We start from the raw sequence: 21,836 nt of genomic DNA, 5'->3' as shown, positions 1-21,836 counted from the left end.
CCTCAGCTGCCGATCACGCCGCCATCGTCCTTGGTGATCAGCACGGTGGACGAGCGCGGGCGTGATTGGCCGTCGCTGGCCGGAAAGCTCAGCCCCGGGTGCTGCACATTGATCCACATGGCGCGGTAGTCCGGGCTCCAAGTGATGCCGGTGATCTCGCAACCACGCGGCCCCACCAGAAAACGCCGCACCTCCCGGGTGACCGGGTCGGCACAGAGCAGCTGGTTGGTGCCCATGGCCTGCATGGCTGGCTGGTCGTCGTCGAAATCGGTTTCGATCCACAGCCGGCCAGCGGCATCGAATGCCAGACCATCCGGCGAGGAGAAGCAGTCGCCGTCGATGGTACCGACCAGATTGGCCGCCACCGGGTCGCCCTGGGCGTCCCGCGCCCCGCTGCGCTCGCCGGCGAGCAGAAAGACCTCCCACTCAAAGCGCGTGGCGGTCGGATCACCGCCCTCTTCCTGCCAGCGCAGGATCTGGCCGTGCAGGTTGTTCGGTCGCGGGTTGGCCTTGTCCACAGGCTGCCTGTCGCCACGCCCGTCGTTGTTGGTGAGCGTTACGTAGACCTCGCGGGTCTGCGGATGCACCGCGACCCATTCCGGCCGATCCATCGGCGTCGCCCCGGCGCGGTCAGCGGCAGCGCGGGCATTGAGCAGCACCTCGGCCTGACCGGGAAAGCCGTTCTCTGCGGTCAGCCCGTGCTCGCCATGCACCAGAGCCAGCCATTCACCGCTGCCGTCGGCGTCGAAGCGGGCAACGTACAGCGTGCCCTCATCCAGCAGGCGGCGGTTGTCGGCGTCCGCCCCGGCCGCGAAGCGACCGCTGGGGACGAACTTGTAGACATACTCGCCCTTGGTGTCGTCGCCCGAGTAGAACGCCATGCGCCCATCCTCGCCCAGCGACAGCACCGAGCATTCGCGGCAATAACGGCCGAACGCGGTGCGCTTGACCGGTACGCTGTCAGGGGCGAACGGATCGACTTCCACCACCCAGCCGAAGCGGTGCGGCTCGTTGACGTAGCCACCGTGGGGCTGGTCGGCCCGCGGCGTGGCATCGAAGCGCGGATCGGCGGTTTCCCAGCCGTAGAGCTTGCTCAAGCCGCTGCCGGCGATGCCGTAACGCTGGTGCGAGACCCGCGCCGCCAGGTCCTGCGGATCGTGGTTGACGAAGTAGTTGTGCCAGTTCTCCTCGCAGATCAGATAGGTGCCCCAGGGGGTGAAGCCGCTGGAGCAATTGTTCAGCGTGCCCAGAACGGTCCTGCCATCCGGGTCGGCGACGGTCTTCATGCTCGGATGGCCGGCCAGCGGCCCGGAAATGGCCATCTCCGTCAACGCGCTGAGGCGCCGGTTGTAGCGCGACGGCAACACCCGCTGCCACTGGCCACGGGCATCCTTGCGCACTTCAATGACGCTCAGTCCGTGGGCCGCCTGCTCCTTGCGCACCTGTTCCAGCGGGCGCCGGCCTTCCTCCAGACGCATGCCGTCGGTGTGCAGCGTCGGGTTGACGTATTCGTGATTGATCACCAGCAGGCCGTGGCTGCCCGGCGCATCGGGGAACGGGAAAAAATGCATGCCGTCGTGGTTGTCGCCGGCCTGCTTGAGCTGCGCCTGCCAGTCGTCGCTGGCATCGGCCTGCCACTGAGGCGCATCGGCCAGTACCGGGTCGCCCCAGGAAAAGAACACCCGCGCGCTGTACCCTGGCGCCACCTCGACCCGGTCGAACTGCGGGTCGAGCTGCGCCGGAATGCCCTGGAAACCGATCAGTCGCGCCGGTCCGGCAGCAGCCCGGGCGCCGGCCAGTGCGCCGCCGAGAAAGGCAATGCCGGCCAGGCCCAGGCCGCCCTTGAGCAGGCCGCGGCGGCGCTGATCGATGACATCGTGCAGAGATACGTTGCGGCTGGGGTTGATCGCCTGGTCATCATGGGCGGCGATGCTGGCGTGAAAAGCGCTGAAATCCTGTTTCATCGAAACGAATCCTGAATGGCTGAACCGCATCACTCGATGCGGTAATGAAAGGTGTTCTGCACGTTGGGCACCTCCACCGCCCGCCCATCGACGATGCGCGGCTGGTAGCGGAAGCTCTGGGCCGCGATCAGCGATGGACGGATGAACAGCGGATGGCAGTCACCAACCACCTTGGGCGAACGCACCCGTCCCTGGACGTCCACCGTGTAGCTCACCGTGCAGGCGCCCTGCAGCCCGGCGTCCAGCGCCCGCTGCGGATAGACCGGCGGCTTCTTGGCGATCGGCAGGTACTGGCGGCTGGCTGCCTCCGCGGCAGCCGCCTGCCGGGCACGCTCGGCCGCTTCGGCACGGGCCGTTGCCTCGGCCTGGCGGCGCTGCGCGTCCAGCCGTGCCTGCTCGGCCAGACGCTCTTGCTCCAGACGCTGCTGTTCGTCACGGCGGCGGTGCTCCTCGCGGCGACGTTCCAGCTGCTGCTTGCGCTGCTGCTCGGCTTCGCGCTCCCGTTCGGCGCGCTTGAAGGCCAGGTCGGCCTGCTCCACCTGTGGTGGCGCTTCGACCTGAACGGGGGGCGGCGGCGCTTCGACCGGTTTCGCAACCGGCGGTTCGGGCAGTACTGGCACCGGCGGCGGCAGGCTGATCAGCTGGGTCTGCATCACCTGGGTGGCAACCGGTGCGTCCATCGTCGGCGTCCAGCTGGTCAGCAGCAGGGCGAACAGCCCGGCATGCAAGCCCAGCGTGGTTAGCGCCGCGCCAGCGGCACCGGTCCATCGCCGCTGTTTGAGCACGGCCGTGGGCGGCGCCGACAAGCCGAGCGCCATCATTGCTCCTGCTCCGCAGCGGCCGGCGCCTCGGTGATCAGGCCCAGGTTGACCACCCCGCCGCGCTGCAGCTCGGCGATACCGGCGACCACACGACCGTAGTCCGCCGCCTCGTCGGCACGGATATAGACCTGGGTGTCGCCCCGCGCGGCAATGACCGCGCCGACCTTGGCCTGCAGCTCGGCCAGGTCGACGGCGCTGTCGGTCTGGTTCTCGACGTCCAGCTCGCTGCCGAGGTTCCAGTAGAAGCCGCCGTCGGCCTTCACCGAAAGCGTCAGGATCTGCCGCTCGTTCTCTACCGGCAGCGCCTCGGCCGCCACCTTCGGCAGCTCGATCTTGACGCCCTGCACCAGCATCGGCGCGGTGACCATGAAGATCACCAGTAGCACCAGCATCACGTCGATATAGGGCACCACATTCATTTCCGCCTTGGGCCCGTGTTTGCGCTGTGGCCTGACTAGCATCGCTGGCCTCCTCAGGCGGCTGCGGCGACGCTGGGCGAAGCAGCGTGCAGGCGCCGATGCAGGCGCGCCTGCAGCTCGTTGCCGAAGGCGTAGTAACGGCCGACCAGCGTCTGCCCGCGGGCGGCGAAGCGGTTGTAGGCCATCACTGCGGGAATCGCCGCGAACAGGCCGATGGCCGTGGCGATCAGCGCTTCGGCGATACCCGGGGCGACGGTGGAAAGCGTGGCCTGCTGTACCTGCGAAAGGCCGAGGAAGGAGTTCATGATCCCCCACACGGTGCCGAACAGGCCAATGTAGGGGCTCACCGAACCCACCGTGGCGAGGAACTGCAGGCCCTTCTCCAGGCGTTCCTCCTGCTCGGCAATGGCGACGTACAGGCTGCGCTCCACGCCCTCGGCGACCGCATCCGGGGCGATGCCCGCTTCACGCTGGAGTTGGGCGAACTCGCCGTAACCGGCGAGGAAGATGCGCTGCAAAGCGGCCTCCTCCGGCAACGGCTGCTGCTGCCCTTCGCGGTAGAGCTGGGCGAGATCGCCGCCCTGGCGAAAGCGCTGCTGGAAGCTGCGCAGCAGACGTTCGCTGCGGTGCAGCGCGGCGCTGCGACGGATGATCAGGTACCAGCTGGAGACCGAAGCCAGCACCAGGATCACCATCACCGCCTGCACCACCAGGCTGGCCTCGCTGATCAGGCCCCAGACGGACATGTGCTCGAGAGTCGTTTGCATGAATCGTTTCCTCCTGCCCGCATGGGCAGCTGCTATTGGATGGCGGGTCGGTTACCGGGCGATGACATCAATCCAGACCCAGCGCATCGGCGATGGCTGACCAGGGCAGGTATTTGTAGTTCTGCGTGCCTTCGGGCATGCGCTTGCGGCCGTCCTGCACCACCAGCATGCCCCGGCTCCAGATGCCGCCGAGATCCGCCGAAGTGACCTCCAGCCCGTCGGTTTCCGAAGCGCCGTCGATACCGCGCTCGGCATTCAGGCCGATGCGGAACGCGCCGCGCACGGCATACGGCGCCTGGGCATCAAGCACCACGTAGCTGTCGTTGCCCTGGCTGGAGATCACCAGGTAATCGCCACCCTCGCCGTGGTAGAGCGCCAGGCCTTCGATGTCGTCGTACACCGGCCCGCCAACGCCGATCACCTTCTGGGGCGCTGCCGGCACCTCGGCACGGGCATCGACCACCCAGACCGCAACGTCCTCTTCACCGACGAACAGCCGCTCGCCACGGTCATCGGCGACGCAGCCCTCGGGCTGGCTGTCCAGCTTGAAGCGCCGCACCAGTTCACCCTGCGGCTGGCCGGACTGGCCATCGAGGCGGTACTGAACGAAGGTGCCGTCCTTGTCGTTGGCGATCGCGTAGGTGACACCTTGGCGGTTCTGGAACATGCACAGGCCGTAGATATCGCTCAGCGACGTGGCGATCTGGCCGATATCGCGGAGCACCCCGCTCGCGCGGTCGATGGCGAACAGGTGCAGGCTGTTGTGATCCCGGTTGCTGGCCACGGCCAGGTCCACGCGCTTGCTGCCGAGGCGGAAACCGCTGCGCACATCGACGTTGTTCAGCCGGCCGACGGTCAGGCTTTGCAGCTGGCGGCCTTCCAGGTCGTACACCACCAGCCCGCCCTTCTTGTCGGTGCCGAGCACGCGACTCTGCGCAGGATCGCGCGGATTGACCCAGATCGCCGGGTCATCGGCGGCGTCCCCCAGACTGGGCACCGGGCCGGTCTCCACCGCTGCCGCCAGACTGACGATGGGTTCGGGATGCGGCAGTGCCTGTGGCTGCCACGCCAGCTGGGCGCGATGCAGGCCGTGCTCGTCCGCCAGCAGCAGTTCAACTCCTTCGGAGGTGCGACGCGCGCTGATGCGTTCCGGCTCATCGAGGCCTTCAAGCGGCAGCACGCCGTCCGCCTGCCAACCCGATTCGCTCTGACGATAGAGGTGCAGCGCCGGCGCCTCGGCATCCAGGGCCAACAGACCACCCGGCACCAACGCCATGCCAGCCGCCACCTTTGTCAGCGCGCCGAACGGCTTGACCAGATCGACCGGCTCACGCTGCAGCGGCGCCTCGGCATCCGCCGGGTAGCGCCAGAAGCCGACGTTCTCCTCGTTGACGTAGAGCTGCCCGGCCATGTCATCGGTCTGGCAGAAGGTGCTCTGCGGCGGCAGGCTGAGCCCGCGCACGCGCCGTGCTTCACCGAGCAGGCGGCCCTGGCTGCCCACCAGCCATTGCTCGCCGACACCTTCCTCGCCGAGCAGGAATACGAAGTCGTTGCGCGCGCTGTCGCGGTACAGGCACAGCCCCTCGATGGCGAACGAGGTGCGCGGCAGATACAGCGGCTGGCTCCAGGTCCGGTTGTCATCCAGGCCGATCAGCATCGCCTGCTGGCGCTTGCGCTCCACGGTGGCCAGCAGCAGCCCCCGACGGTCGAGGCGATGGTCGAGGCCCTCGAACCGCCCGCTGTGCTCGGCCAGTGTGTTGCCGGCCTTGTCCAGCAGGTGCAGGCCCTGCTTGTCCAGCTGGACGCGCTCGGCATGCGCCCAGGGGCCATTGCCGGCCAGCAGCTGCGCGTATTCGAGGCCGGTCTGCGCCGGCGTGGTGATGCTCAGCTGCGTACTCTGTGGCGCCTCGTCCTGACCGGCGGACTGGCAGGCGGCCAGGGTGATGCACAGGCCGAGCAGCAGGGTTTTGGGTAATGCGTTCATGCGATATCCATTCAGGTGCCGCAGGCCGGTGCCCGGCCGTAAAGGGGAACGGCGGGCACCGGAGCGGCAAGGGGTCAGAAGTGAGTCAGGGTCAGGCCGAGCTTGTAGGTCGGCCCGTACTCTTCGTACTGGGCGTTGTAGGAACCGCGGCCGGTGTAGACGTAATAGGACTCGTCCGTCAGGTTCAGCGCCTCGAAGGTCAGCTGCAGGCTCGGCGTGATGAAGTAGCCGGCCTTGAAGTCGACGAACAGCTGGTCGTCGACGTAGAGGTCGTGGGCCTTGTCGTCGATACCGGCCACCTCGTACAGGTAGTCGGACTTGTAGTTGGCGGCCAGGCGCAGGTTGAGCCGGTCGTTTTCCCAGCCGACCATCAGGTTGCCGACCGTATCGGAATGGTTCGGCAGGTCGATGCTGCGGCGCATGCCCTGCCCCTCGATGTCCGCGTCGGACTTGCTGAAGGTGGCATTGGCGCCCAGCAACAAACCGTTCCACGGCGCCGGCAGCCAGTCGAGCTTCTGCGAGTAGGCCAGCTCCAGCCCGTAGAGCTTGGCGCTGCTGCCGTTCTGGAAGCTGAGCGCTTCGTCGAACGCCGCCCACTGGCCGGTGCCGGCCAGGTCGGTGTTGTAGATGAAGTTGTCGATGTCCTTGTAGAACAGGTAGGCGGACACCACGCCGGCGCGGCCCATGTAGTGCTCAATGCCGAGGTCGTAGTTGACGGACTCCAGCGGCTTGAGATCGGGGTTACCGAACTCGGCGTCGTCGCCATCGATGACGAAACCGGGTGCCAGCTGGCCGAAGGTCGGGCGTACCACGCTGTTGGTCCATGCGGCGCGGATCAGCGTGTCATCGGTCAGCTGGTAGCGCACGTGCAGGCCGGGCAGCCAGTGGTGGTAGTCGTTGCTGCTGGAAATGGACTCGAACTGGTCGTCGCGCATGCCGGTGCCCTTGGCGCGAAAGCGCGTGCCCTCGTAGCGCAGGCCGGCGATGACACGCCAGCGGTCAACGTCCACCGTGTTCATCAGGTACGCGGCATTGATGTCCTCGTGCATGTCGAAATCATTGATGCGCGACTCCTCCTCGTCGTAGAACTCGCTGGCGTCCAACCCGGCGATCGCACCCTTGATCGCCGAGGCGCTGATGCCGCGGCCGAAGCGGCCGAGCGCGTAGTCGACGTTGCCACCCTGGAAATCGGCCAGGGTCAGGTCGTCGAAGTCGTCATAGACCCAGACCTCGCTGTCGTTGTCCTTGTGCCGGCGGCTGAGCTTGCCGCCGAACTTGGCCTGCGCCGCGTAGCCCTGGATGTCGTAGTCGCGGGCCAGGTCCAGGCGGATGTTCTTCTCCCGGTCGCGGGTATCGCTCTTCTCCCACTCCACTTCATCCAGTTCGAAGGAAGCCGGATCGTAGAAGGCCGAATCCACTGTCAGTCGCGGCTTGCGGCTGCTGGAGAAACCGGCGTCGGCGAAGTCGCCTTCGAAGGTCGCGCCGGAGATGCCACCCGGATTGCGCTCGCGGGACTGGCTGTAGCCGACCTGTCCGCTCAGGGTCCAGAGGCCCATCATGCGTTCGCCGCCGAACACGTAGGACTGGATGGTCTGGGTTTCCTCGCGCGATTTCAGCTCGCGCCAGCCTTCGGCATCGCCGGTTTCGCCGGGCAACTGGGCGTCCTCGAACTCCACGCCGGCGGCGTTGCGCGTTTCGGTGTCCTTGAAGCGGCTGTACAGCGTACGCAGGTAATAGCTGCTGACGTCATCCGGCTTGTAGTCGAAGTTCAGCCCGAAACCGGTGCGCTCGCGGGTGATCTCGTAGTCGCGCTGCTCGAACTCTTCCAGGCGTGCGCCATCGTCGGCAAAGTCCCACTTGCCGCCGGTTTCGACGTTGTCCGAACCGAACTTGCGCTCCTGCCAGCTGAGGGCTGCGGCCACACCGAAGTTGTCGACGCCATCGCCAAGGCTGAAGCGGTTGCTGATCGCGCCGGAGAACTTCGGGCTGGTCTTCTCGACATTCTCGTCGTAGCTGCCCTCGCCGCTGATGCTGTAGAACAGGCCGTCATGATCGAACGCCGAGAGGCTTTCCACCTCGATGGTGCCCCCCAGGGAGTTGGCGTCCATGTCCGGGGTGAGCGTCTTGACCACCGACAGCGACTGCACTAGCTCGGACGGCAGTACATCCAGCGCCACCGCGCGGCGCTTGCTTTCCGGTGAGGGCACCAGGGTGCCGTTGATGGTGACGCTGTTCAGGTCGGGCGCGATGCCACGCACGCTGACGAAGCGCCCTTCACCCTGGTCGCGCTCCACCGAGATCCCTGGAATGCGCTGCAGCGCTTCGGCGGCGTTGTCATCCGGCAACTGGCCGATGCCATCGGCATGGACCACGCTCTTGACGCTGTCGGAACTGCGCTGGTCCTTCAGTGCCTCGTCGATGCTGACGGCCTGGCCGATGACCTCGACATGCTCCATGACCAGCGGCTCCTCGGCCCAGGCCGAACCGGCGCTGACAGCCAGGGCCAGCAGGCTGATGCGGAATCCTGCATGGCGGATGCCGCTGCGGTATGTGTTCATGAACGATTCCCCCGAATGGTGTTTGCCGGGTCCATCCCGGAACTGCAGCGGACGGTAGGTGGGGGATATGGCGGTTCTGTGACAGGAAATTTGGGGAGGGTTTGGAAGAGTGGGTTTTGGGGGATTTTGGGGGTGGGGTTGAGCTGATATGACCTGTTTTCAAAGCGAGCTGCGCGCCAGAGCCGTTTTTTGAAGGGAGGCGAAAGATCCTGTTTCGCCCTGCTGGGCGAGTCACTTTTTCCAGACGCGGAAAAAGTAACCAAAAACGCTTTGCCCCTGCATACGGCCCCGCGCTATGCGCGGGGTTCGTTCGCTACATCGCTGCTCCAGGGGTCGGCTTACAAGGGCCATCCATGGCCCTTTAAGCCTTTCGCCGCATCCATGCGGCTCACCCCCTTACACAGCGATTCCACTCACCCTCCTGAAGGGGCGTCGGGTGTCGCCTGATGGTCACTGCAAGTAAAAGTCGGGGAGCACTCCTTGCAATCCGATCCAAGCTCCTACGAGGAGAACCTGCGCCAATCATGGCGCTGGAACGCCAATGCTTGCCCTCGCAGCGCCAACAAACCAGTTGATACCGCGCCGCTTCTGGACATTGCACTGACTAACGAGCAACGCCAATCGCCCCTTTCAGGAGGCCGAGTGCAATCGTTGCGTAGGGGAGTGAGCGGCATGGATGCCGCGAAAGGCGTAAAGGGCCATGGATGGCCCTTGTACGCCGGCCCCCGGAGCAGCGATGGAACGAGGGGAGTCGAGCGCAGCGAGACCCGGATGGTGGGGCAAGAACTGATCCAAATCCATCAGGGCAAACCACGTCCCCAATCCCATCCAGCAAATCAACCAACCAAAAAAACCCTGAGCCAATTCAACCCCCACCCCATTCATCCAACCGTCACATCCATCTGTTTCCGTGCCCTCACGCACTGGCGCGAGCCCTCGCCACGGAGACTCGATGAAATCCCTCCTCAAACTCCACACCCTCACCCTCCTCGGCCTCGCCCTGGCCGCCAACGTCGGCTTGCAGCTGCTGCTCGCAGTCGGCACGGTCAAATCCTGGGGCGAGATCGACTGGATGGACGTCGTCGGCGAAGGCGGTTGCGCCGCCCTCGCCCTCGCCTGGCTGGTCATGCTGCTGCACAGCCGCCCGGCCGGCCGGGTGACGCGGTTGCTCGCACTGGGCCTGGCCTGCATCTGCTTTTCCTGGTGGATGGACCTGCTTGACGAGTTCATCCAGATCCCCGCCAGCATCGCCTGGGATAACTGGCTGGAAACCGCGCCAATGCCGGTGGGTCTGTTGCTGCTGACCTTCGGCATCTACCACCTGAACCAGGAACAACGCGCCATCAACGCGCAGATGCACAAGCGCGAGCGGCTGTTCCGCGAACATCGGCTGTTCGACAACCTCACCCCGCTGAGCACCGCCGAATACCTGCGGCGGCAGCTCGATCAGACCCTGCGCCAGGCCGACGAGGAGCAGCGCCCGCTGTCTCTGCTGGCGATCGACCTGGACGACTTCAGCCGGGTCAATCAGCGCTACGGCCAGGCCGAGGGCGATCTGGTGCTGCAGGCCGTGGCGCAGCTACTGGTGCTCAACCTTCATCATCAGGACTTGCTCTGCCGCCTGGCCGGCGATCGCTTCGTCGTGCTCCTGCCGGATACTGCCGAACAGCAGGCGCGGCAGCTTGCCGAGGAGTTGCAGACCGCCGTGGCCAGCCTCGCCCACAAGACGCGCCAGCATGGCGAACGCCTGCATCTGCGCGCCAGTACCGCGGTGGTGATGGCCTTCGACGACGATGCCGAGCAGCTGCTCCAGCGCCTCAACCTCGCGCTGGCCAAGGCCAAGCAGTCACTGCCGCGCTGCGCCTGAGACGACCATGAGCAGCCCCTTACGCTGGTACGAGTGGGATAGCCGCTTCATCGCCGCGCATCACCAGCCGGCGGTCCTGCTGGACCTGGCGTTGTCGCGCGGCATCGACAGCCACGCGCTGCTGCGCGGCAGCGGGCTGTTCTACGAAGACATCGCCAGTGGCCGGGCGCGGGTCAGCCCGGCGCAGTTGCTGACCCTGATCGGCAACGCGGAACGCCTGCTCGGCGCAGCGGACAGCAGTTTCCTCTTCGGCCAGCGCCTGCTGCCCGGCCATTACGGCGAAGTCAGCCTGGCGCTGGCCAATGCCGGCAATCTCGAGCAGGCGCTGGAGCGCCTCTGTCTGTTCCGCGCCCTGCTCTGCCCGTTGCTCGCTCCAAGGCTGCTGCTGGATGAACGCCAAATTCACCTGTACTGGCTGGATGGTGGCGCCAGTGGGCGGCACCAGCGGTTTCTCGTGGAGGCGCACCTGACCGCCATCGTCGCGCTGTGCAAACGCGGCTCCGGTCTGCGGTTGCCCTGGCGCTTCCAGTTCGCCTATGCGCAGCCGCGGCACATCGAGCAGTACTGGGTGCATCTGGGCGATGCGCTGCAGTTCGACCGCCAGTTGACCCTGCTCAGCCTGCCGCGCGAATACCTGCATCAGCCCTGGCCGGAGGCGTCGACCACCGTGGGCCAGGTCGCGGTGCAGGCCAGCCAGCAACAGATCGATGCGCTGGACGGGCCGTGCGCCTTTCTCGATGCGTTCTACCAGTACCTGGAGGCGCACATCCGCGAGCCGCTGAATCTCGAGCGCGTCGCCGTCGCGTTCGCCATGAGCCCGGCGACGCTCAAGCGCAAGCTGGCCAAGCACGGTACGCATTTCCAGGAACAACTGGACCTAGTTCGCAAGCACGTCGCGCTCTACCTCTACCAGGCCTGTGGCTTGGGTAACGAGGCTGTGGCGCGGCACCTGGGCTTCAACGACACCACCAATTTCCGCCGCGCCTTCAAGCGCTGGACAGGCGTTGTGCCCAGCGGGCTGCAGCCACTGTTCGACGCGCCCTGAGGAAATGCTAAGGTTCGGCCCGCACTACCTTCGATGCAAACGGACCGGGCATGGACATCAAGCAGCTGAAGTTTCTCGTGGCGCTCGACGAAACGCGGCATTTCAGCCAGGCGGCGGCGCGCTGTCACGTCACCCAGCCGACGCTGTCGATGCGCCTGCGCACACTGGAAGACGAGCTCGGTCTGCAGCTGGTGATTCGTGGCCAGCGCTTCGAAGGCTTCACGCCCGAAGGTGAACGCATCCTGGCCTGGGCGCGTAGCCTGCTGGCCGCTCAGGACGGACTGCTGGCCGAGGCCGCCTCCTGCCGCGGCCAGCTGGTCGGCACGCTGCGCCTGGGCGTAGTGCCGCTGGCCGGGTTCGACCCGATGCGGCTGGTACGGGCGTTCGGCGAACGCCATCCGAGCCTGCGTTTCGAGCTGTTCGCACTCAGCAGCGAGCAGATTCTCGAGCGACTCAGCCGTAATCTGCTGGATCTCGGCCTGTCCTATCTGGAGCGCCTCGACGACGCGCACTTCGCCAGCCTGCCCCTGGGCGAAACGCGCATGGGTCTGCTGCATGACGAGCGCCATTTCCGCTTCGATGCCCCTTCGCTGAGCTGGGAGGCCCTGGCTGGCCTGCCCCTGGGCCTGCTGACCGGCGGCATGCACTTTCGCCAGTCCATCGACCACGCGCTGCGCAGCCGTGGCCTGAGCCTTGCGCCGCGGCTGCAGACCGATGCCGTACATCATCTGCTGCAGGCCGTGGGCGCCGGTCTGTGCTGCGCCATCATGCCGCTCGATAGCGGACTCGAGGCCCTGGACAGCCGGCTGACGCTGACGCCTATCGACAATGCCAGCACTCTGGCGCCGCTGGGGCTGATCCTGCGGCGCGACTCTCCGCGATCCGCACTGGGTGAGGCCTGTTTCAACGAGGCCCGCGAACTGCTGCAACAGCGATGAAAGGGGCTGGTGATCGACGCCATCGATCACACCATCGGACATAGCGATTGGACGGCCGGCACCGGCGCTCCTAGGCTGCCTGCGTCGACCTGTCGCAGGCAGCCGCCATGCTCTACGCCACTCTGAACTCCACCGAACCGCACGATGCACGCGCTGCGCTGTTGGCCGAGGAATGCGCGCTGGCCATCAGCTACAACGGTCTGAACCATGCCGTGATGATGGTGACGCCGCAGGATCTGGAGGAATTCGTCGTCGGCTTCAGCCTCGCTGGCGGGCTGATCGAGCGACTCGATGACCTGCGTGACCTGCGCCTGCTCGGCGACGGCAGCGCTCGCCGCGCGGACGTGCAGGTCAGCCCGCGGGCGTTCTGGACACTCAAGCAGCAGCGTCGCCAGCTCGCCGGCACCAGCGGCTGCGGACTCTGCGGGGTGGATGCGCTGGATCTGGCACTGCCTCAGCTGGTGCCGCTGCAGCCGACAGCACTGCCACCCGAAGGGCATTTCCATGAGCTGCGCCAGCGCATTGCGAGCGCCCAGCTGATGGCGCGCGACAGCGGTGCGCTGCACGCGGCGCTGTATGTCGACGGCAACGGAAAGATCGCCCTCTGCCGTGAGGACATCGGCCGGCATAACGCGCTGGACAAGCTGATCGGCGCGCTGACGCTGCAACGCCGCAAGCCGAGCGAAGGCTTCGTCGTGGTCACCAGCCGCTGCAGCCTGGAATTGATCCACAAGGCCGTGCGCGCCGGCATCGGCACGCTGGTCAGCCTCTCGGCACCGACTCAGCTCACCGTACAGTGGGCGCGTCAGCACCACCTCAACCTCATTCATCTGCCCCACCACAGCGCTCCGCGGGTCTACAGCCCTGCGCCTGCGCTGCCCGACCAGAACGGATGTCACCCATGAGCCGCATGTCCCGCTACCATCCCGCCACCCGCTTCCAGCCCTACGCCGGCCCGGCTGGCGGCTGGGGCGCCCTGCGCAGCGTGGCCAGCGCCTGGCTCGGCAGCGGCAATGCGCTGAAGAACATCCGCGCCATGCTCAAGACCAACCAGAACGGCGGCTTCGACTGCCCCGGTTGCGCCTGGGGCGATTCGCCGGAGGCCGGTGCGGTGAAGTTCTGCGAGAACGGCGCCAAGGCGGTGAACTGGGAAGCCACGCGCCGCCGCGTGGATGCCGCCTTCTTCGCCCGCCACAGCGTCAGCCAGCTGCGTGAGCAGAGCGATTACTGGCTCGAATACCAGGGGCGTCTCACCGAACCGGTGCGTTATGACGCGGCCAGCGACCGCTATCGGCCGATCACCTGGGATGATGCGTTCGCGCTGATCGCGCGACACCTGAACGGCCTGGCCAGCCCGCACCAGGCAGCCTTCTACACATCCGGCCGGGCCAGCAACGAAGCGGCCTATCTCTACCAGCTGTTCGGCCGCAGCTTCGGCACCAACAACTTTCCCGACTGCTCGAACATGTGCCACGAGGCCAGCGGCGTCGCCCTCACCGAATCCATCGGTGTCGGCAAGGGCACGGTAACGCTGGAAGATTTCGACCACGCCGATGCGATCTTCGTACTTGGCCAGAACCCCGGCACCAACCACCCGCGCATGCTCGAACCGCTGCGCCAGGCGCTGGAGCGCGGTGCCCAGGTGGTCTGTTTCAATCCACTGCGCGAACGCGGCCTGGAACGATTCCAGCATCCGCAGAAGCCCATCGAGATGCTCGCCAACCAGGACGCGCCAACCCACAGCCTCTACCTGCGCCCCAACCTTGGCGGCGATCTGGCCGTACTGCGCGGCATCGCCAAGTACCTGCTGCAATGGGAACGCGAAGCGCTGGGGAGCGGCGGACCGGCGGTGTTCGATCGCGACTTCATCGCCGAGCACACCCATGCCGTCGATGCCTATCTGGAGGCGATCGATGCCACGCCGTGGGCGCAGATCGCGCAGCAGTCCGGGCTCGAACGCGACGCGATCGGCCAGGCCGCCGCGATCTACCGCGAAGCCGGGCGGACCATCGTCTGCTGGGCCATGGGCATCACCCAGCACCATCATTCGGTGGCGACCATCCAGGAGATCGCCAACCTGCTGATGCTGCGCGGCAACCTCGGCAAGCCTGGCGCCGGTGCCTGCCCGGTGCGCGGCCACAGCAACGTGCAGGGTGATCGCACCATGGGCATCAACGAACGCCCGCCGGCCGCACTACTGGATGCGCTGGAGCGCCATTTCGCCCTGCCGATGCCCCGCCAGCCCGGGCACAACACCGTGGAATGCATCCAGGCCATGCTGGCCGGCGAGGTGCAGGTATTCATCGGCCTGGGCGGCAACTTCGCCCAGGCCACGCCGGACAGCCCGCGCACCCGCCAGGCGTTGCGCAACTGCGCGCTGACCGTGCAGATCAGCACCAAGCTCAACCGCAGCCACCTGACCATGGGTCGCGAAGCGCTGATCCTGCCCTGCCTCGGCCGCACCGACATCGACCGCCAGGCCTGCGGCCCGCAGGCGGTGACCGTGGAAGATTCGTTCAGCATGATCCACGCCTCCCGGGGCCAGCTGGAGCCGCTGTCGACGCAGATGCGTTCGGAACCGGCCATCGTCGCCGGTATCGCCGCCGCCACGCTGGGCAAGCGCCCGGTGGACTGGCTCTGGCTGGTGGAGGACTACGCACGAATCCGCGAGCTGATCGCGGCGACCATCCCGGGTTTCGCCGGCTTCGACCACCGCCTGCATCGCCCTGGCGGTTTCTATCTGGGCAACGCGGCCGCGCGTCGGGAATGGAGCACCGCCAGCGGCCGCGCCGAGTTCAAGGCACATGCGCTGCCGGCCGACCTGCTGCCAGAGCGGGCGCGCCAGGCGGGCATCGGCGCCGATCTGATCCTGCAGACGCTGCGCTCCCACGACCAGTACAACACCACGCTGTACGGCCTGGACGACCGCTACCGCGGCGTAAGGGGGATGCGCGAGGTGGTGTTCGTCAACCCCGACGACATCCAGCGCCTGGGCCTTGAAGCCGGCCAGCAGGTCGATCTGGTTTCGCTATGGGACGACGGTATCGAACGGCGCGTTAGCGGCTTCACCCTGCTCGCCTACGACACCCCGCAGGGTCAGGCTGCCGCCTACTACCCGGAAACCAACCCGCTGGTGCCGCTGGAAAGCTTCGGCGCGCGCAGCCATACGCCCACCTCCAAGTTCATCGCGATCCGCGTGCTGCCGAACACGCGGACGACCGACCTGCAGCTGATCGCCAGCGGGCAATGACACTCATTCGAAGCGACTGGAATCGTCGCGGTCGTGGGGGTAGCGCCGGCTGAGCGGAAACGCTGGCAGCCAGGCTTCACGGCGCACGGTCCAGCATTCGTAGGTCGGCGTCAGCTGGTCGGGCGCATCCAGTGCGCCCAGGTGTACCTCGATCTCATCGGCGAAGCGGGAAAAAACCGACGAGCCACAGCGGGGGCAGAAGTACCGTCCGGCGTATTCGGCCGTCTCGCCCTCAACGGTCACCGCATCCTGCGGGAACACCGCAGCGGCGTAGAACAGCGCGCCGTGGTGCTTACGGCAGTCCAGGCAATGACAGATGCCGACTCGATAGGGCTGCCCCGCCGTCACGATGCGCACGTCGCCGCACAGGCAGCCACCGCTTAATGAATTCACTTTGTGTCTCCTCCGTCAGTGCCGAGAGCGCCGCGCCAGGGGTCGCGGGCGCACGGTCGTGGCTCGGCCGCCCGAGAAGCGTAGTCGCCTCCGGACCGCCGCACTAACGAAGACCAGCTTCAGCTTCCCTTGCGCCCCTGGCCAGCGAAACGCTGGATGTCATGGGTCGGCCCCGAGACGATCAGCAGATCGCCCGGCAGCACCTGAGTGCTGGGCGTCGCGTGCTGGAAATCCTGGTTGGCCCGCTTGAGGCCGACGACGGTCACGCCGAATTTCTCGCGCACCGCCGCTGCGGCCAGGGTGCTGTTGTGGATGCGCTCGGGTGCATGGATCTTGGCGATGGCGAAGCCGTCGTCGAACTCGATGAAGTCCATCATCCGTCCGGAGATCAGGTGGGCAACCCGCTCCCCCATGTCCGCCTCGGGGTAGACCACATGATGCGCGCCGATCCGCGTTGCGATCTGCCCATGCTCGGTGGTCAGCGCCTTGACCCAGATGTCTTTGATGCCCAGTTCGGTCAGCGCCATGATGGTCATCAGGCTCGCCGCCAGGTCACTGCCGATGCCGACAATGGCATGGGGGAAATCGGCAACGCCAAGCTGACGCAAGGCCATGACATTGGTGGAGTCGGCCTGTACCGCATGGGTCAGCAGATCGGCCCATGCATGAACGGGCTCGGCGGCCTGATCGATACCCATCACGTCATGGCCAAGGCGTGTCAGCGAGCGCGCCACCGAGCTGCCAAAGCGCCCAAGCCCGATGACCACCACACTGTCGCCTTTGGAGAACGAAAATTGCTCTGAAAACAACAATTTAGCCAACAATTGGGTGCTCCTCCGGATAGCGGTAAGGCATGCGGTGCTCGCCCAGCGCGAGCGAGGCGGCCAGGGTGATGGTGCCGACCCGGCCGACGTACATGAGCAGCGTCAGCATCAGCTGGCTGGTCTCCGGCAGATCGGCGGTGATACCGGTGGACAGGCCGACGGTGCCGAATGCGGAAATGACTTCGAAGATCACCTGATCGGTGGGAATGTCGGTGTCACGCAGGATGACCAGCGTACCGAGCACGACCATGGCGCTCCCCAGCACCAGCACGGTGATCGCCTGGCGCTGGGCCGAACTGCCGACCCGGCGGCCGAACGCTTCGGTGTCGGCCCTGCCGCGGATCTCGGCGATCACCAGCAGCGCCAGGATGGCCACGGTTCCGACCTTCACCCCACCGGCAGTACCGGCACTGCCGCCACCGATGAACATCAGGAAATAGTGCAGCGCCCAGCTCTCATGGGTCAGCGCGCCGATATCGAGCGCATTGAAACCGGCCGTACGCGCCGAGACCGAAACGAAGGCTGCCGAAAGAAGCTTGTCGGCCCAGGCCATTGGACCGAGCGTACCCGGATTGGACCACTCGAACAGCAGCACTGCCATGAAACCGCCCACCAGCAGCACTGCTGTCCCCGACAGCGTCAGCTTGGTGTGCAACGACCAGTGCCGAGGGTCCGACCACCTGCGGCGCAGGTCGTTGAGTACGGGGAAGCCGATACCGCCGATAATGATCGCGCTCATCACCGGCAGCAGGATGAATCCATCGGTGGCGTAGCGCACAAGGCCATCGACGTGGATGGAGAAGCCGGCATTGTTGAACGCCGATACGGAATGGAACAGACCGCTCCAGGCGGCCTCGCCCCAGCCAAGCCCGTACGACAGATGCAGGCGCAGGGTCAGCAGCAGCATGACCGCCAGCTCCATCACCAGCGTGACGACCAGCACCAGTTTCGCCACGCTGCTGATGTCGCCCAGCCCCAGTACATGGGACTCGGCCTGCGCGATCAGCTTGGCGCGCAAGCGGAACGAACGGTTGACCAGCAAGCCCAGCAGGGTCGCCAGGGTCATCATGCCGAAGCCACCGAGCTGGAACAGCGCCATGATCACGACCTGGCCGAAGGTCGACAAGTAGGTGCCCGTATCGACCACCACCAGACCGGTGACGCAGACCGCCGAGACAGCGGTGAAGAAGGCCGTGAGCAACGGGCCGGTCTCGCCGCTGGCATGGGCTATGGATAACGAGAGCAGCGCTGTGCCGCAGAGGATGGCGAACAGAAAAACGAGAGCAACGGTCCTGCCTGGGTGCAGCAATGATTTCATTCGACCCGCGCCAACAGATCCGGGAAAGGAGAACGGGCCGTCCGACCGGCGGCCCGTGAGCAGAGCGAGAGGCTATGTGGCAGGCAGCAAGCGCCTAGCCGCGTAAAAGCTCGAGCACCCGGGTGGCAAGGATGTCGATGGAGAACGGCTTGGTCAGCACCTGCATTCCGGCACCGAGAGAGCTGTTGCCCAGCGCCGCGCTTTCCGCATAGCCGGTGATGAACAGGGTCTTCAGGCCGGGGCGCACCTCCCGCCCGGCATCGGCCATCTGCCGCCCGTTCATGCCCCCCGGCAGGCCGACATCGGTGATCAGCAGGTCGATACCGACATCCGACTGCAGCAGCTTCAACCCGGTGAGGCTGTCAGCCGCCTCGATCAGGGTGTAGCCCAGATCACCCAGCACGTCGGTCAGCAGCAGCCGTACCGTCGGCTCATCATCGACGATGAGGATCGTCCCGCAGGAGCCGGTGAGCGCTGCGGCCGACTGCACCGGGGCCGCAGTGCTGGCACCCGCCTCGCCGTGATAGCGCGGTAGATGAATACACATCGACGTGCCTTTGCCCGGTTCCGAACTGATACGCACCTGTCCGCCGGACTGCTTGGCGAACCCGTAGATCATCGAAAGGCCGAGGCCGGTGCCCTCGCCGATCGGCTTGGTGGTGAAGAAGGGGTCGAACGCCTTGGCGATCACGCCAGGCGCCATCCCGGTACCGGTGTCGGTCACCGTCAACGACAGGTATTCACCGGCCGGCAGGTCGTTGGCCAGCGCCGCCTCCGCGTCCAGCCACTGGTTTGCCGTCTCGATGATGATACGACCGCCGTCCGGCATGGCATCGCGCGAATTGATGCACAGATTGAGGATGGCGTTCTCCAGCTGGCTGGCATCCACCGATGCCGGCCAGAGGTCGGGAGCACTGACGGTCTCGACCAGAATGCTCGGCCCGACCGTGCGCTGGATCAGCTCGGTCATGCCTTCGACCAGCAGGTTCACGTCCAACGGCCGCGGATCGAGCGTCTGCCGGCGTGAGAACGCCAGCAGCCGATGGGTCAGCGCGGCGGCGCGCTTGGCCGCGCTCTGTGCGGCCAGCATGTACTTGTCGATATCGTTAAGCCGCCCCTGGGCGATCCGCATGCCCATCAGATCCAGCGCACCGCTGATGCCGGCCAGCAGGTTGTTGAAGTCATGTGCCAGCCCGCCGGTGAGCTGACCGACCGCCTCCATTTTCTGCGACTGACGCAGTTTTTCCTCGGCATGGATCAGCTCGGCCGTGCGCTCGGCGACGCGCAGCTCCAGGGTATCGTTCAGAGCGCGCAGCGCCGCGGTGGCACGGTCGCGTTCGGCCTCGATGGAGCGTCGGTCTTCCACATCGATCAGCACGCCCGGAAAGCTCAGCGCGATGCCTTCCGGCGAGTGGTCGACGCGGCCGTTGGCTTCGATCCAGTAGTAACGACCGTCGGCACGGCGGACCCGATACTGATGGGCGTAGGCTCCGCCACGGGCAATGACTTCGTCGATGGCAGCGATCAGTCCGGGGCGATCCTCCGGGTGCACGCTAGTGATGATCTGCTCCAGGCTCAGCCTCTCGCGCCCCAGCGCCGGGTCCAGGCCGAACCCACGGGCGAAACCCTCGTCGACGGTGAACCGGTCGGTCCGCAGATCCCAGTTCCAGGTGCCGATGATGGCCCCGGCCGCCAGCGCCAGCTGGACGCGCTGGACGTTCTCGCGCGCCAGGGACTCGCTGACGCGCAGGCGATCCTCGGCATCGTGCCGCTGGGTGACGTCGTTGAAGAGAATGGCGATGCGGCGGTCTGCCGGCGCACCTACCCGGACCGCCCGCACATCGAACCAGCGACCGAACGCTTGCGCGTAACTTTCGAAGCTGGCCGGCTCGCCGGTCTTGGCGACGTGGCCATAGGCATCGAACCAGAACCGTTCCAGCTCCGGCGCGAATTCGGTCACCCATTTGCCGTGCAGGTCGACGCCGGTCTGCCGCTCGAACGCCGGATTGACCTCGACGAACTGGTAGTCCACCGGCCGATCATCGGCGTCGAACTTGACCTGGACGATGGCGAAGGCGGCTTCGATGGTCTGCAGGATAGCGCTGAAGCGCTCCTCGCTCTGGCGCAATGCCGCTTCGGCGGCACGCACGCGGGTCAGGTCGAGCATCGCACCGATCATGCGTACGGCGCGCCCGTGCTCGTCACGGATCACATGGCCTCGATCGAGAATCTCCGCATAGGAGCCATCCACACGGCGGAAGCGATATTCGTCGTTCCAGGCAGTCTGGCCGCCATCGAGTACGGCATGAATCGAAGCGTCGATGCGGCCGCGGTCGTCCGGGTGGATGTGCGCCAGCCACCAGTCGCCGGTGCACTCGATGCTGGCCAGCGGATGGCCGTAGGCCTGCTCCAGCGCGTCGTTCCAGAGCACATGATCGCTGTCCAGGTCCCAATCCCAGACGGCATCGTTGGTTGCCTTGGCCGCCAGGCGATAGCGCACCTCGGTGTCGCCGATGGCGCGCTCCTCCAGCGCTGCGCGCAAGCGCACCACCTCGGCCACGAGCTCCTCGCGGGTAAGATTTTCCAGAGCTGCTCCCCCTCTTCCATAGCCTTGACCAGGGGCGGACCACTACCCGTCATGTAATGCCGGCAATCAGACCAGAAACGACCGGGTTTTGCACACCGGCAGTCGCAACCACGAGGCATGACGTCGAGTCGGCCAGTGCGCCTGTTGCCTCGCCTGCCCTCCATGTCGTGCCGCCTATCGGCTGCGCTGGCATGCCTGAACTTTCCCCGCGGTGGGCTGTCATTCTGCTGATGCACCATACGGAGCGGCAGCTGTGCGCTCCGTTGAAGGCGCGCTGTGCTTCGCGCGCCCGGCTGCGGTCAACCGACCCGCCCGGCTGTTTCCGATGTGCCTGTCGTCCGGTATTCGACAGCGCCCCAGCGGGGCCAGGTGCAGCCAACCCCACTGCCCCGCCCCGGGGACTTATTCTTCTTCCAATATCGCGAATCTTTCATGTCCATATCTCTTCATCTTTCTGCCTTGCTTTCCCGCTTCACTTCGCGCCATTTCATCGGCGCCGGCCTGTTTGGCGCGCTGCTGGCCACAACGCCGATCCATGCCCAGGAAAACAATGACAGCAACGCTCGCTGGGTCAGTGACAGTCTGAATACTTTCGTTCGCAGTGGTCCCACCGATGGCTATCGCATCGTCGGCACCCTGACCTCTGGCCAGAAGGTCGAGTTGATCAGCACCCAGGGTGACTACAGCCAGGTACGCTCCGAATCGGGCAGCACCGTGTGGATTCCCAGCAGGGAGCTGCAGGAAGTGCCCGGCCAGGCCGAGCGTCTGCCGCAACTTGAGCAGCAGGTCGCCGAACTCAGCGAGCAGCTCAAGACCATCGACGACAGTTGGAAGGTCCGCGTGCAGGGCATGCAGGAAACCCTGGATTCGCGCAAGGCGCTGATCGACGAGCTCGAAGCCCGGCGCATGACCCTCGAGACGGCACTGACCGAAGCACAGTCGGAACTGCGCGCCACCCAGGCCCGCCTCGGTGACGAGAACAAGCAGGTCCTCATGCAGTACATGGTCTACGGCGGCAGCATTGCCGGTGCCGGGTTGCTGGTGGGCCTGATCCTGCCGTCGTTGACCCGTGGCCGCAAACGCAACGATCGCTGGTTCTGA

At 66.0% G+C, this 21,836-nt stretch carries 16 protein-coding genes; 6 read left to right on the top strand and 10 right to left on the bottom strand.

All coding sequences use genetic code 11. The features are described from left to right. Positions 1-2: 2 nt before the first annotated feature. The 6 genes from PSTAB_RS09190 to PSTAB_RS09165 form a co-directional block, all read right to left on the bottom strand. A complete protein-coding gene (locus PSTAB_RS09190; RefSeq protein ID WP_013982658.1) occupies positions 3-1,964 on the bottom strand; it encodes a PhoX family protein in 1,962 nt (653 codons plus the stop codon). 29 nt (positions 1,965-1,993) lie between these two features. After that, entirely contained in the window at positions 1,994-2,782 is a 789-nt protein-coding gene (locus PSTAB_RS09185; protein ID WP_013982657.1) for an energy transducer TonB, read from the bottom strand. After that, a complete protein-coding gene (gene tolR / locus PSTAB_RS09180; RefSeq protein ID WP_041771721.1) occupies positions 2,782-3,246 on the bottom strand; it encodes a protein TolR in 465 nt (154 codons plus the stop codon). The genes PSTAB_RS09185 and tolR overlap by 1 nt, the downstream gene beginning before the upstream one ends. An 11-nt stretch (positions 3,247-3,257) precedes the next feature. Next, positions 3,258-3,971 carry a protein TolQ gene (gene tolQ, locus PSTAB_RS09175; RefSeq protein WP_013982655.1) on the bottom strand — a complete coding sequence of 238 codons (714 nt, stop codon included), beginning with the start codon at positions 3,969-3,971 and terminating at the stop codon, positions 3,258-3,260. A 67-nt stretch (positions 3,972-4,038) separates the two neighbouring features. Then, positions 4,039-5,955, bottom strand: coding sequence for a phytase (locus PSTAB_RS09170; protein ID WP_013982654.1), 1,917 nt, complete (start codon positions 5,953-5,955; stop codon positions 4,039-4,041). A gap of 74 nt (positions 5,956-6,029) precedes the next feature. Continuing rightward, on the bottom strand, positions 6,030-8,513 hold the full coding sequence (locus PSTAB_RS09165) for a TonB-dependent receptor (protein ID WP_013982653.1): 2,484 nt from the start codon (positions 8,511-8,513) through the stop codon (positions 6,030-6,032). A 952-nt stretch (positions 8,514-9,465) separates the two neighbouring features. On the opposite strand from PSTAB_RS09165, the gene PSTAB_RS09160 reads away from it, so the two are divergent. From PSTAB_RS09160 to PSTAB_RS09140, 5 genes are all read left to right on the top strand, one after another. Then, a complete protein-coding gene (locus PSTAB_RS09160; protein ID WP_013982652.1) occupies positions 9,466-10,380 on the top strand; it encodes a GGDEF domain-containing protein in 915 nt (304 codons plus the stop codon). 7 nt (positions 10,381-10,387) lie between these two features. Continuing rightward, the gene (locus tag PSTAB_RS09155; RefSeq protein ID WP_013982651.1) at positions 10,388-11,425 is read left to right on the top strand and encodes an AraC family transcriptional regulator; all 1,038 of its coding nucleotides are present in this window, start codon (positions 10,388-10,390) and stop codon (positions 11,423-11,425) included. 50 nt (positions 11,426-11,475) lie between these two features. Further along, a complete protein-coding gene (locus PSTAB_RS09150) occupies positions 11,476-12,363 on the top strand; it encodes a LysR family transcriptional regulator (protein ID WP_013982650.1) in 888 nt (295 codons plus the stop codon). 107 nt (positions 12,364-12,470) lie between these two features. Then, positions 12,471-13,268 (top strand): formate dehydrogenase accessory sulfurtransferase FdhD, encoded by a 798-nt coding sequence (gene fdhD, locus PSTAB_RS09145; protein ID WP_013982649.1) that lies wholly within the window; start codon positions 12,471-12,473, stop codon positions 13,266-13,268. Further along, the gene (locus PSTAB_RS09140; protein WP_013982648.1) at positions 13,265-15,613 is read left to right on the top strand and encodes an FdhF/YdeP family oxidoreductase; all 2,349 of its coding nucleotides are present in this window, start codon (positions 13,265-13,267) and stop codon (positions 15,611-15,613) included. The genes fdhD and PSTAB_RS09140 overlap by 4 nt, the downstream gene beginning before the upstream one ends. A gap of 3 nt (positions 15,614-15,616) precedes the next feature. Here the strand turns inward: PSTAB_RS09140 and PSTAB_RS09135 are convergent, their stop codons facing one another. The 4 genes from PSTAB_RS09135 to PSTAB_RS09120 form a co-directional block, all read right to left on the bottom strand. Continuing rightward, positions 15,617-16,006, bottom strand: coding sequence for a GFA family protein (locus PSTAB_RS09135; protein ID WP_013982647.1), 390 nt, complete (start codon positions 16,004-16,006; stop codon positions 15,617-15,619). A 119-nt stretch (positions 16,007-16,125) separates the two neighbouring features. Next, positions 16,126-16,830, bottom strand: coding sequence for a potassium channel family protein (locus tag PSTAB_RS09130; protein WP_013982646.1), 705 nt, complete (start codon positions 16,828-16,830; stop codon positions 16,126-16,128). Then, on the bottom strand, positions 16,820-18,148 hold the full coding sequence (locus PSTAB_RS09125) for a TrkH family potassium uptake protein (protein WP_041771720.1): 1,329 nt from the start codon (positions 18,146-18,148) through the stop codon (positions 16,820-16,822). Before PSTAB_RS09125 ends, PSTAB_RS09130 begins: the two co-directional genes overlap by 11 nt. Positions 18,149-18,242: 94 nt before the next feature. Further along, positions 18,243-20,708: a PAS domain-containing protein gene (locus tag PSTAB_RS09120; protein ID WP_013982644.1), complete on the bottom strand. Its 2,466-nt coding sequence runs from the start codon at positions 20,706-20,708 to the stop codon at positions 18,243-18,245. Between the two features lie 459 nt (positions 20,709-21,167). Between PSTAB_RS09120 and PSTAB_RS09115 the strand changes: the two genes are divergently transcribed. After that, positions 21,168-21,836: a TIGR04211 family SH3 domain-containing protein gene (locus tag PSTAB_RS09115; RefSeq protein ID WP_013982643.1), complete on the top strand. Its 669-nt coding sequence runs from the start codon at positions 21,168-21,170 to the stop codon at positions 21,834-21,836.

The sequence above is a fragment of the Stutzerimonas stutzeri genome, from assembly GCF_000219605.1.
GTDB lineage: Bacteria > Pseudomonadota > Gammaproteobacteria > Pseudomonadales > Pseudomonadaceae > Stutzerimonas > Stutzerimonas stutzeri.
This window is presented reverse-complemented; position numbering and strand designations above follow the sequence as displayed.

Excerpts from the sequence above, each read along its gene's own strand:
- tolR (WP_041771721.1), bottom strand. The coding sequence starts at position 3,246 with ATGCTAGTCAGGCCACAGCGCAAACACGGGCCCAAGGCGGAAATGAAT.
- tolQ (WP_013982655.1), bottom strand. The coding sequence starts at position 3,971 with ATGCAAACGACTCTCGAGCACATGTCCGTCTGGGGCCTGATCAGCGAG.
- PSTAB_RS09140 (WP_013982648.1), top strand. The coding sequence starts at position 13,265 with ATGAGCCGCATGTCCCGCTACCATCCCGCCACCCGCTTCCAGCCCTAC.
- PSTAB_RS09115 (WP_013982643.1), top strand. The coding sequence starts at position 21,168 with ATGTCCATATCTCTTCATCTTTCTGCCTTGCTTTCCCGCTTCACTTCG.
- PSTAB_RS09165 (WP_013982653.1), bottom strand. The coding sequence starts at position 8,513 with ATGAACACATACCGCAGCGGCATCCGCCATGCAGGATTCCGCATCAGC.
- PSTAB_RS09125 (WP_041771720.1), bottom strand. The coding sequence starts at position 18,148 with ATGAAATCATTGCTGCACCCAGGCAGGACCGTTGCTCTCGTTTTTCTG.
- PSTAB_RS09155 (WP_013982651.1), top strand. The coding sequence starts at position 10,388 with ATGAGCAGCCCCTTACGCTGGTACGAGTGGGATAGCCGCTTCATCGCC.
- PSTAB_RS09170 (WP_013982654.1), bottom strand. The coding sequence starts at position 5,955 with ATGAACGCATTACCCAAAACCCTGCTGCTCGGCCTGTGCATCACCCTG.
- PSTAB_RS09185 (WP_013982657.1), bottom strand. The coding sequence starts at position 2,782 with ATGGCGCTCGGCTTGTCGGCGCCGCCCACGGCCGTGCTCAAACAGCGG.
- fdhD (WP_013982649.1), top strand. The coding sequence starts at position 12,471 with ATGCTCTACGCCACTCTGAACTCCACCGAACCGCACGATGCACGCGCT.
- PSTAB_RS09190 (WP_013982658.1), bottom strand. The coding sequence starts at position 1,964 with ATGAAACAGGATTTCAGCGCTTTTCACGCCAGCATCGCCGCCCATGAT.
- PSTAB_RS09160 (WP_013982652.1), top strand. The coding sequence starts at position 9,466 with ATGAAATCCCTCCTCAAACTCCACACCCTCACCCTCCTCGGCCTCGCC.
- PSTAB_RS09150 (WP_013982650.1), top strand. The coding sequence starts at position 11,476 with ATGGACATCAAGCAGCTGAAGTTTCTCGTGGCGCTCGACGAAACGCGG.